Genomic DNA, 12,142 nt, shown 5'->3' on the forward strand with positions numbered 1-12,142 from the left:
TACAACGAATGTAACGAGCCTTTTCTTATTTCATAATCTCTCTCCAGATTGTTAAATGCGGGGAGTTGCCGTAAATAGCTGACAGTGATTCACGTCGATCCTTTCCGATCCAGACGCCTGTTGTATATTGGTCATTTAAGCCGATAAACCACATGTCATGATAATCATTCGTTGTTCCCGTTTTTCCTCCAACATAATTCGAGGAAATCGAGGCGCGCCTGCCGGTTCCGCTTTTGACAACCTCTCTTAAAAGAGTACGCATTTTATCATTTGTCTCAGGACTCCAAAGCTCTGCATCCACGGCTTCCCAGCTGTATAAAATATCCCCTTCATCCGATTTTACAGAACGAATGCCGTAAGCGGGAGCATACTGGCCATTGCGGCCAAACGGAGTATAAGAACGGGTAAGTTCAAGCGGCGACATCCCGTAAGTAAAACCTCCTAATGCTGCAGGGAGAAAATGATCCTCTTTAGTTACTTCTTTAAAGCCGAATGTGTCTAAATAAGTAAAGGCTGTCTCAATCCCTACACGGTCAAGGATTCTTACTGCGGGTGTATTATACGAGTGTTTGAAAGCAGTCATTAAGCTGACATTCCCATATTGGCCGCCGCCGTAATTTTTTGGACAATATCCACTTGAACAAAAGTTATTCGCATTAATGGAGCTTTGAAGAGGAACGCCTGATTCTTCCATATACGGTGCATAGACGAGAATCGGCTTAATCGCTGACCCAGGCTGCCTGTACATTTGATATCCCCTGTGGAAATCAAACTTTTGATACGCTTTGCCGGCAGTTATCCCTACAAGTTCGTTACGCAGATGATCAATCATAACTGCAGTTGCTTGGATGTCTGTTTGTGGCAGTGTGTTTGCGATCACATCATTGGCTCTTTTTTGCATGGCAGGATCGAGTGCCGTATCAATATGTACACCTGATTGAAGCACCTTTTCCACTTTCTGATTCAGCTCTCGTTCAATCGCTTGAGTCTGCTCAGCAGACGCAGCAGACGACAGTCTTCTGTTAAAGCCATCCGTTTCAGCAATTAATTCTTTTAATTCATAATGAATATACGTTACGTAATCAGGGAAAAGATCAATCCTTTTCTTCGGAGTAATGGTTATTTGCTGTTTCCTTGCTTGATCAGCTTCCTCTATTGTAATGACCTCAGCTTCTAGCATTTTCTCAATGATCCAGTCTTTTCTGAGGTTCGTATTTTGACTGTTCTTTATTGGGTCATAGTGAGTTGGGTTATTAGGAACGGCACTTAAGAACGCGACCTCTGCTAGCGTGAGCTCTGAACTCGTACGCCCGAAATAAAATTGACTGGCCGCTTCAAAGCCGTACACGCCATTTTGAAAATAGATCGTATTTAAATAGAGTTCAATAATTTCTTCTTTTGAATACTGTTTTTCAATTTCATGAGCATATAACAGTTCACTTAACTTACGGTTATAGCTTTGTTCATGAGAAAGGAACACGTTACGTGCAAGCTGCTGAGTCATCGTACTTGCCCCTTCTTCAATGGAACTGCTTTTTGCATTTATAACAAGTGCACGAATAATGGCTGTCCCGTCGTATCCTTTATGATCAAAGAACCTGCGATCTTCTGTTTGAATAAAGGCATCAATAACTACCTTTGGAATATCTTCATATTCTATATACTCACGGTTGCCTTCATTATAAATCTCTGAAATAACTTGCCCTTCCTTATCATACATATAACTATTCGAGGACAATTCGATCGTATCTATGGCTACATGTTCTTCGAATACTTCACTTAAAGTCTGAATATCCTTTATTTCTGCTGCTGCTTCCATAAACAAAAAAGAGAAGCCGAAAAGCATCAGGATAATCAGAAACCAGCCTATCAATGTTTTCATCTGTTTACACTCTTTTCCTATTAATCAATGATGATTGTACCATGACTTTTGTTGTTTTTGGGTTAAAGAATTACAGCTGTCATGGAAAATATTAATCTTTGTATTTGCCGAATGAAGTCATTATCTGAAATGGGATGCATGTTCACTTGGGCCTGTGCATAAAGTATATTAATCTCTCTTGACGATGAGGATGGGGGTAAAATAATGGATATCTTAAAAAAGATTGAGAATTTCAGAGAAGAAGAAGAGCGGTTGAAATGGGAAGGAACATTCGCTGACTACTTAGACTTATTAAGAGAAAAACCGTACGTAGCTCAAACAGCACACTCCCGCGTTTATCATATGATTAAAGATGCTGGGGTGGAAGAAGAAAATGGAGGAAAGAAATACTCATTTTTCAGTGATCAAATCTATGGCTTAGAAGAATCGATTGAAAAGCTGGTAGAAGAGTATTTTCACTCGGCAGCCAAGCGATTAGATGTACGCAAACGGATCCTTTTATTAATGGGACCTGTCAGTGGTGGTAAATCAACACTTGTTACGATGCTGAAAAGAGGTCTTGAGCAGTATTCACGCTCAGACCAAGGTGCTGTATATGCGATTAAAGGTTGTCCGATGCATGAAGATCCGCTTCATTTGATCCCGCAGCATTTACGCGGAGATTTCTTTGAAGAATACGGAGTGAAAATTGAGGGGAATCTTTCTCCGCTTAATATGATGAGGCTTGAGCAGGAATATGGCGGCAGAATTGAAGATGTGATGGTTGAGCGTATCTTCTTCTCAGAGGATAAGCGAACAGGGATTGGTACATTTAGTCCATCAGATCCTAAATCCCAAGATATTGCCGACCTGACAGGGAGCATCGATTTTTCAACGATTGCCGAATATGGTTCTGAGTCAGACCCGCGCGCTTACCGTTTCGACGGAGAATTAAATAAGGCCAATCGCGGGATGATGGAATTTCAGGAGATGTTGAAGTGTGATGAGAAATTCTTATGGCACTTATTATCACTAACTCAAGAAGGAAACTTTAAAGCTGGCAGGTTCGCGCTGATTTCTGCTGATGAACTGATTGTCGCTCATACGAATGAATCAGAGTATAAATCGTTTATTTCAAATAAGAAAAACGAAGCCTTGCACTCGCGGATTATTGTGATGAAGATTCCTTATAACTTAAAAGTAAGTGAAGAGGAACGAATTTATAAGAAAATGATTCAAGACAGTGACTTGTCTCATGTTCATATTGCTCCGCATGCGCTTAAGGTGGCAGCTATCTTTACCATTTTAACGAGATTAAAAGATCCTAAGAAACAAGGCGTCGACCTCGTGAAGAAAATGCGTCTATATGACGGAGAAAGTGTGGAAGGCTTTAACTCTCAAGATCTTGAAGAGTTAAAAGCAGAGCATCCAGATGAAGGGATGAGCGGTATTGATCCGCGTTATGTCATTAACCGGATCTCATCTGCGATTATTAGAAAGCAATTAACATCGATTAATGCGCTGGATGTGTTAAGGTCGATTAAAGAGGGACTGAATCAGCACGCCTCAATCTCACAAGAAGACCGCGAGCGCTACATGGACTTTATTGCGGTTGCTAGGAAAGAGTACGATAAAATCGCTAAGAAAGAAGTTCAAAAAGCGTTTGTGTATTCGTATGATGAGTCTGCTAAAACGTTAATGGACAATTACTTGGATAATGTTGAGGCCTATTGTAATAAAAATAAGCTGCGTGATCCATTAACAGGCGAGGAAATGACTCCAGACGAGAAGTTAATGCGCTCAATTGAAGAGCAGATCGGCATTTCAGAGAATGCTAAAAAAGCATTCCGTGAAGAAATTCTCATTCGCATTTCTGCCTATGCACGTAAGGGTAAGAAGTTTGATTATAATTCACATGAACGTCTGCGTGAAGCGATTCAGAAGAAGTTGTTCGCTGATCTTAAAGATATCGTGAAAATTACGACATCTGTTAAGACGCCAGATGAGTCGCAGCTGAAGAAGGTAAATGAGGTTATTGCTAGATTAATTGATGAGCATGGCTATAACTCTACTTCAGCCAATGAGCTGCTTCGTTACGTCGGAAGCTTGTTAAATCGCTAATAAAGGGTGTCATCATCTCAATAAAGAGATGATGACACTTTTTTATTTAGAGAAAGCGTATGTATGGTAAGGGGGATTGATGTATTTTTGCTTGTACAATACGAATTTGTCAGAATTTATTAGCAACTCTTATCCCTGTCTGCATAGGATATTATAAGCCCCTATCTAAACGACAGTAAAACAAAGGGCGGTTCGAGATTAGTATATGTCATTATTTGAGAAGTGTGCTTGGATATGTTGAAGGAATGTTGCTGATTATCAGGTTTGATTCATTGTATACAGAGGATGGAGATATAGGAGGGGAAAAGGTGTGAAAAATCCAAACAATCATAATTTTGTCGTGTCGCAAGAGAATTGGTCCCTCCATCGCAAGGGACATCAAGATCAAAGACGTCATCAAGAGAAGGTGCAAGAAGCCATCAAAAAAAACCTTCCTGATTTAGTAAGTGAAGAAAATATTGTTATGTCTAATGGGCGTGAAGTCATACGAATCCCTATTCGATCTTTAGATGAATACAAAATTCGCTATAATTACGATAAGAATAAGCATGTTGGACAGGGAAAAGGTGATAGTAAAGTTGGCGATGTGGTAGCAAGAGACCCGAATGCCCAGCAGCAGCAAGGACCTGGAAAAGGCCAGGGTGCAGGGGAAGATGCAGGAGAAGATTATTTTGAGGCAGAAGTGTCGATTATGGAACTGCAAGAAATGTTGTTTAAAGAGCTCGAACTTCCTAATTTGCAGAAAAAAGAGGAAGCAGAACTAATTGTAGAAGATATTTCATTCAATGATATTCGAAAAAAAGGTTTAATGGGCAATGTTGATAAACGCCGTACCATCTTATCAGCAATTAAGCGAAATGCCCTAGAAGGCAGACCAGGTCTTATCCCGATTTATAATGATGATCTCCGTTTTAAAACATGGACAGAAACAATCAGACCAGAATCAAAAGCCGTTGTGCTTGCGATGATGGACACAAGCGGAAGTATGGGGCGCTGGGAAAAGTATATGGCACGCAGTTTCTTTTTCTGGATGACTCGTTTCCTGCGTACGAAATATGAAACGGTTGATATTGAATTTATTGCTCATCACACAGAAGCTAAAGTCGTATCTGAAGAAGACTTCTTCTCAAAAGGGGAAAGCGGAGGAACGATTTGTTCGTCGGCTTATCGCAAAGCATTAGAGCTGATTAATCAAAAATACGATCCTAAGCGTTTTAATATTTATCCGTTTCACTTTTCAGATGGGGACAATTTAACGAGTGATAATGCAAGGTGCTTAAAGCTTGTACAGGAGCTGATGGAGAAGAGCAGCATGTTTGGGTACGGGGAAGTCAATCAGTACAGCCGTCACTCTACCTTAATGAGTGCCTATAAAAATATTGACGATCCTCGATTTAGACATCATATTTTAAAAGAAAAAGGCGATGTGTATCATGCGATGAAGACCTTCTTTAAGAAAGAGGAAGAAGGAGCGATGGCATAGTAATAATGATTTCATTAGAGTAAGCATTTCTTCGGCTGCGAAGGGGTGCTTTTTTTGTTTGGCTAAAGAAAGTTTTGGTCGGATAGAGAGGGGGTAGAGCATTGATAAAGGAGTGATAGTGTGAATTTACAAGAGGCACTTAAGAAGAAAATTGGATTAGGTACAGCCCCTCTCGGCAATATGTTCCGAGATGTACCCGAGGAAGAAGCCATAGATACAATACAATCTGCATGGGATCATGGTATCCGCTATTTTGATACGGCCCCTTTTTATGGATTTGGGTTAGCGGAAATGCGACTAGCTAAGGTGCTTTCAACCTACCCTAGAGAGCAATATGCATTAAGCTCTAAGGTAGGACGGATCGTTTCAGATGAGAAAGAAGAAAAAGAAGGGCTTTTTGAGCATGCTCGTAAAAATAAAATTATCCATGATTACACAGAAGACGGTACCTTAAAATCCATTGAAGATAGTCTCTCACGTCTGAAAACAGATTACTTAGATTTTGTATTCGTTCATGATCTATCACCTGATTTTCACGGGGATGAATGGATTACTAAGTTTGATGAGGCTCGTAAAGGGGCCTTTCGAACGCTAAGCCGTTTACGTGATGAGGGTGTGATTAAATCATGGGGTCTTGGTGTGAATACGACGACCCCAATTGAGCTGGCTATGCAATTAGATGATGTCCGGCCGGACCTATGTTTATCAGCCACCCAATACACGCTTATGCAGCATGAAGGTGCCTTAGAGAAAATGATGCCCTTAGCTCAAAGGAAAAATATCGAATTTATAATTGGCAGTCCTTATAATTCAGGTGCGCTCTTAGGAGGAGACCACTTTGATTATGCAGAAATAACAGATGATAAAAAAGCGCATGTCGAGAAATTACGGAAAGTGGCAGATGAACATAACGTTTCTCTCAAAGCAGCAGCCTTGCAATTTTCAACTGCACATCCTGCAGTAAAAGCAGTCATACCTGGATCTACAAGACCAGGTCGAATAAAAGAGGATTTGGCTGCTATGGATGAGCAAATTCCTCGAGCTTTTTGGGAGGATTTGCTTGATCGCAAATTAATTTCTGCAAAGGCACCACTACCTAAATAAAGATAGATAGATGCAAAGACCATTCAGATCCTCCTCTGAATGGTCTTACTTATGTAATAATGATAATTGCTCTCAATTAAACCTTGATCCTATTTAAATAGGATAGTATACTGTGAGTGTCAATGATAATCATTATCAAATTAACTTACATAATGGAGGAACAAATGATGAAGTCGTGGTTACGTTTAGCAATCCTTGTTTTACTTATCTCCCTGCTTGCTGCTTGCGGCGGGAATGCAGATGAACAGGAGTCAGCTGAAAATACAGAAGAAAAGACAGAACAAACGGGAGATACAGAAAGTACAGAGGCTGTGACAGTTCGGGATGCGTTTGAGGAAAAGACGTTTGAGGAGACCCCAGTAAAAGTCTTAGCGCTTGAATGGACGTATGTGGAGGATTTACTTGCCCTTGGTGTTCAGCCTGTTGGTGTAGCTGATATTGAAGGATATAATTCATGGGTTGATATTGATGCAGAACTAGATGAAGAGGTAGTTGATGTAGGTACACGTCAAGAGCCTAACTTAGAGATGATTGCAGAACTTGAGCCTGACTTAATTATTACAGCAGGTTTCCGTCATGAAGCGATTCAACAGGAGCTTGAATTTATTGCACCAACGTTATTCTTTGATCCTTACCCAACAGATGAAACAGTAAGTCAATACGATGAAATGGAAGAAACTTTCCGTACGATTGCTAAGGTGGTTCAAAAAGAAGAAGAGGCAGAGAGTGTTCTAGAAGAGTTAGATGCCAAATATGAAGAAGCTAAAGAACAAATTGCAGCAGCAGATCTTAAAACAAATGAATTTGTTTTAACGCAAGCGTTCAGTGCGAACCAAGCACCTACTCTTCGCTTATTTACACCAAATGCCATGGCTACACAAATCTTTGAAAAAGTGGGTCTTGAAAATGTGTATGATTCTGGCCAGTTTGAAATGTACGGTTACTCCGAAGTAAACGTAGAAGCATTGCCGGCTGTTGAAGATGCTAATTTTTTCTATGTTGTGCAAGATGATGATAATGTTTTTGAAGATCAGCTTCAGTCAAACAGTGTGTGGCAGAATCTAAACTTTGTTCAAAATGATCAGCTTTACCCGCTTGGCGGAGATGCTTGGTTATTTGGAGGTCCGCTTTCAGCAATGACACTTGTTGATCGTATTGTTGAAGTCGTGGAAGAAGAGTAATATGAGCGAGTCTACAACTAGACGGAAGTCCATTTTCCTTTTTGGGTTGGGCTTCCTTCTCCTATTTATCACAAGCCTTGTTCATATCAGTCAAGGCCAGGCTGGCTATAGTGTCATGACGCTGTTAATAGAAGTTTGGACGAATGGTAGAGTTCAAGATGTAGTACTTGGGCTGCGTTTGCCTAGGGTGGTGATTGGAATACTTGCTGGAGGTGCATTGGCTGTTGCAGGTGTGTTATTACAAACAATCACAAAAAACCCGCTTGCATCAGCGAGTACACTCGGAATGAATGCGGGGGCTCATTTATTTGTCATTAGTGCCATCATCTTTCTGCCTGGAACACTTGGACAATTCCCGTTTCTTGTTGCTTTTCTTGGCGCAGCATGCGCTTCACTGCTCGTTATGATGCTTGTAGGGAAGGCTATGGAGCCAGTCCGGGTAGCATTAACTGGGATGGTGGTTGCCCTCTTATTTTCATCTATTACTGGAAGTCTTCAATTAATCTTTGAAAATGAAACAAACGGTTTGTTCCTTTGGGGATCAGGGACGCTTGTCCAGCTTGATTGGTCAGGTGTGCAATTTGCGGTAGGCTTTATTTTAGCTGGTGTAGGTATCGCTCTGTTAAATGCTAAAAGTTTAGATGTACTCACACTTGGGGAAGATATCGCCACCTCGCTAGGACAGCCAGTGCAAAGAGTAAAGTTGTTTGCTTGGATTAGTGCGATTTTGCTTGCTGCAACGACTGTAAGTGTGGTTGGGCCGATAGGGTTTGTTGGATTAATAGCCCCTCACCTCGTAAGAATGATGGGTGTTAAAGGACATCTCCCCCTGATCATTCATTCGTTTTTATGGGGAGCCATCCTCCTTATTACAGCTGATATATTAGCGCGCTGGATTCAACCTGGCCAAGAAATACCTGTTGGTGCCATGACAGCTTTGATAGGCGGTCCATGGTTGATGTATTTAGCTTATAAAACAGGTAAGAAACATTCGAGAAGACAGACAAAACTTGGCGGGCATTCTGTCGCTGCACCTTACCCTGTGTTACTAGCAATAGGAGCTATAGTGTCTATTATGGTCACAGCCCTATCCGTTTCTTATGGGGCAGGTTCATTTTTCAGCTGGAACGATTGGTTGAATCAAGCCTATTTATCTCCTTTTGTATGGGAGTTTAGGGTACCGAGAATATTGACGGCTTTTATTGTTGGAATGCTGCTTGCCATGTGCGGGGTGCTGCTACAAGGAGTACTTCGAAACCCATTAGCTGATCCAACGGTGCTTGGGATCACATCAGGCGGAGGAGCGGGGGCGATGATTTTTCTTGTTTTATTCCCTGCCGTATCCATACAATTCCTGCCGTTTGCAGCTATGATAGGTGCGGCCGTTTCAATGGGTATTATTTTACTTGTCACATGGAGGTCTAATTGGGAACCTATTCTCCTTGCTTTAATGGGAGTTGCGGTATCTGCAGTAGGGTCTGCGATTATTCAGATCATGGTTGTAAAGGCAAAAATGGGTGTCGCACCTGCACTTGCATGGCTGGCAGGTTCTACGTATGCAAAAAGCTGGTCTCATTTACAGATCGTATTTCTTGTGGCGCTTATTGCGATCCCATTAGGGTGGTTTTTATCTAGAAAACTAGATTTACTATCATTTGGTGATGATGTATCTACTGGACTTGGAATGAATGTCGGTCAGACAAGAATCCTTGCCATCATGTTAGGAGTTGCTATGGGAGCAGCTAGTGTCTCAATTGTAGGGACAATTGGATTTATCGGGTTATTAGCCCCGCATGCGGTAAGAAGGCTTGTTGGGGTGGAGCATCGCCGTCTCATCCCATTGTCTCTTCTTCTTGGGGGAATTTTACTCGTAGCTGCAGATTTTGTGGGACGATTTATATTAGCTCCTAAAGAGATCCCTGCAGGTCTTGTCGTGGCAGTTCTTGGAACACCATATATTTTGTATTTGTTAAGAAAAACATAAAGCGTTTGAGAGGGAGTGTGGCAGGTATGAAAAAGGCTGACAACGGGTTGAATGAAATAACTTCAATACAAACAAAAAGTAATGCCATCAGTGCTCGCGAGTTAACATTAGGATACGATGATAAAGTTGTAATAGATCAATTAGATGTGCATATCCCTGAAGGTGAGATTACGGTTTTCATTGGAGGAAATGGCTGCGGGAAGTCAACGCTGCTGAGGTCCTTGGCTCGCCTCTTAAAGCCTCAGTCAGGTTCCATTCTCTTAGATGGTGAAGCCATCCATAAGCAGTCTACAAAAGAAATAGCACGCCAGTTGGCCATACTCCCTCAAGGACCTGAAGCACCGGAGGGATTGACGGTCCTTCAATTAGTCAAACAAGGAAGATTCCCTTATCAAGGACTGTTCTCCAAATGGACTGAAAAGGATGAAGAGAAAGTCCAAGCGGCCTTGAGTGCGACTCATTTAACCGAACTTAAAGACCGTCCTGTTGATTCATTATCAGGGGGGCAAAGACAACGGGCTTGGATTGCGATGACCCTTGCTCAAGATACTGATATCATTTTGCTTGATGAGCCGACTACTTATCTTGATATGACGCACCAAATTGAAATATTGGATTTGTTATTTGATTTAAATGAAAAAGAGGGGCGGACGATTGTTATGGTGCTGCATGACCTTAACTTAGCATGTCGTTACGCGCATCACTTAATAGCTGTTCAAGATAAGGGGATTTATGCAGAGGGGAAGCCTGAGGACGTCATTACCTGTGATTTAGTCCGTGACGTATTTAAAATGGAGTGTCAAGTGACAGCTGATCCTCTATTTGGTACTCCTTTATGTATCCCGCATGGGAAAGGGAGATGCGTGGTGCGTGAGGAGGTCGAGAGAATTGATCCTTACAAAGCTCTCAGCTGAGGAAATTAGTGCCCTAGAGTCCACCCGTATGAGCTTTCAATTGAATCAAACACATCCTCTCTCGTGCAAGTCCGAAGAGTTGTTTGATGATCATTTTCTCCTTTCTTATTTAGAAGGAGTGAAAAAAGAAGTCCAAGCACCGGACTTGCTTGTAGCAGCTTCAATCTTCTCTAAACGATACAGCCTGGTGGTCACACTGCCCGCGCTTATGATGATGACAGTATACAATAAGCGTATGAGCTGGAAAACAGAAGATCTCGTTCTCACGGACTCGTTATCGAAAGAGTGGTGGCTTCCTGGCATCTTCCATCAACATATCGTTTCTTATGAAATAAATAATGAAAACCGTCTGAAGCAGCAAGAAAATTTATTTGCAGAATTATTTGCTCATCATTTATCACCGTTATGGGTGAAACTAAACAAGCTCTCAGGTGCACCTGTCCCTACTTTATGGGAGAATACATTTTCTTATATTAAGTGGTTTTATGAGACAGTGCTTCCTGAAAAAGCAGACCCGCTTAGAGTAGAGAAAGATTATGAGTGGCTTAGTAATGCTGAGGGGCATTTGTATGCTTCAAGAAAAAATCCATTCCACCCCTTTTGGCTTGATGCAAAGAGGCATAAAGAGATGAGAAGGACCTGCTGCTTTGCTTACAAATGTTCTTCTGATAAAATCATGTGCAATTCTTGCCCCAAAAAATAAATACCTTTCCGGGAAGGCATCTAGGAAACTAGGTGTCTTTTTTGTGAAAACATTGGAAGGATATGACTTGTAGTGAATAGAATCATATAAAGAATGAAGAGAAGGAGAGTGGGTATGGAGGTCAATTACATTCATGAAATGAAAGAAGAGCTTGCGAAACAACTGATTGAGTTGCAGCAGCAATCCTACCGCATAGAAGCAAATTTGATTAATTATCCGAATATCCCTCCTCTCAATGAAACCGTGGCGGACCTTTTGGGGGAGCCGAAGACCTGGCTTACTGCAAGCTCTGACAATCACATTATTGGAGCAATTGCTATAGAGACAAGAGCCGACCACTGGCTGTTAAACAAAGTGATCGTGTCACCTCGCTTTTTTAGAAGAGGAGTCGGGAGGATGCTCATTCAGAAAGTAAAGGAAGAGACGAGTGTCCCGCTTTATGTAACGACAGCAAGTCATAATACCCCTGCTGTTAAGTTATATGAAAGTGAAGGCTTTACTCAATTTAAGCATGAACGCACAACAGACGGACTGCTCCTTAGAACATTTGTGTATAGAAAAGAGCCTGGGACATAATTAAAGGTCACAGGCAAAGTAAATTGTATTCCTATAGTAGTAGTTGATTTCCGCTGCAGGGACTCGCTTTCCGCGGGCGGTCCGGAAGCCTCCTCGTCGCTTTGCTCCTGTGGGGTCTTCCCTGGCCACGCACATGAGGCCACTGAAAAAGTCCTTTTGTTTTCTGAGAGTGGTTGGTCGAATTTATTCGACCAACCACTCTCTTTTTCTTATAT

The 12,142-nt window shown here is 41.6% G+C and carries 9 protein-coding genes; 8 read left to right on the forward strand and 1 reads right to left on the reverse strand.

The annotated features are described in order from the left end of the window. Window positions 1–25: 25 nt before the first annotated feature. On the reverse strand, window positions 26–1,882 hold the full coding sequence (locus A33I_RS19360; protein ID WP_022629966.1) for a transglycosylase domain-containing protein: 1,857 nt from the start codon (window positions 1,880–1,882) through the stop codon (window positions 26–28). A gap of 204 nt (window positions 1,883–2,086) precedes the next feature. Here A33I_RS19360 and A33I_RS19365 point away from each other — a divergent pair, with 204 nt between their 5' ends. From A33I_RS19365 to A33I_RS19400, 8 genes are all read left to right on the forward strand, one after another. Further along, complete coding sequence (locus tag A33I_RS19365) at window positions 2,087–3,982, forward strand: PrkA family serine protein kinase (protein ID WP_022629967.1); 1,896 nt, start codon at window positions 2,087–2,089, stop codon at window positions 3,980–3,982. A gap of 310 nt (window positions 3,983–4,292) precedes the next feature. Further along, complete coding sequence (yhbH, locus tag A33I_RS19370; RefSeq protein WP_022629968.1) at window positions 4,293–5,465, forward strand: sporulation protein YhbH; 1,173 nt, start codon at window positions 4,293–4,295, stop codon at window positions 5,463–5,465. A gap of 120 nt (window positions 5,466–5,585) precedes the next feature. Continuing rightward, window positions 5,586–6,569: an aldo/keto reductase gene (locus A33I_RS19375; protein ID WP_022629969.1), complete on the forward strand. Its 984-nt coding sequence runs from the start codon at window positions 5,586–5,588 to the stop codon at window positions 6,567–6,569. A gap of 164 nt (window positions 6,570–6,733) precedes the next feature. Beyond that, window positions 6,734–7,750, forward strand: a complete 1,017-nt coding sequence (locus A33I_RS19380) for an ABC transporter substrate-binding protein (protein WP_031311905.1) — start codon at window positions 6,734–6,736, stop codon at window positions 7,748–7,750. Window position 7,751: 1 nt separating this feature from the next. Continuing rightward, window positions 7,752–9,734, forward strand: coding sequence for a Fe(3+)-hydroxamate ABC transporter permease FhuB (gene fhuB / locus A33I_RS19385; RefSeq protein WP_022629971.1), 1,983 nt, complete (start codon window positions 7,752–7,754; stop codon window positions 9,732–9,734). Window positions 9,735–9,760: 26 nt separating this feature from the next. Then, window positions 9,761–10,648, forward strand: coding sequence for an ABC transporter ATP-binding protein (locus A33I_RS19390; protein ID WP_022629972.1), 888 nt, complete (start codon window positions 9,761–9,763; stop codon window positions 10,646–10,648). Next, on the forward strand, window positions 10,623–11,351 hold the full coding sequence (locus A33I_RS19395) for an IucA/IucC family C-terminal-domain containing protein (RefSeq protein ID WP_022629973.1): 729 nt from the start codon (window positions 10,623–10,625) through the stop codon (window positions 11,349–11,351). The genes A33I_RS19390 and A33I_RS19395 overlap by 26 nt, the downstream gene beginning before the upstream one ends. A 114-nt stretch (window positions 11,352–11,465) precedes the next feature. Further along, entirely contained in the window at window positions 11,466–11,927 is a 462-nt protein-coding gene (locus tag A33I_RS19400) for a GNAT family N-acetyltransferase (protein WP_022629974.1), read from the forward strand. Window positions 11,928–12,142: the final 215 nt, after the last annotated feature.

The organism is Alkalihalophilus marmarensis DSM 21297 (genome assembly GCF_000474275.2).
Classification (GTDB): Bacteria; Bacillota; Bacilli; order Bacillales; family Bacillaceae_D; genus Alkalihalophilus; species Alkalihalophilus marmarensis.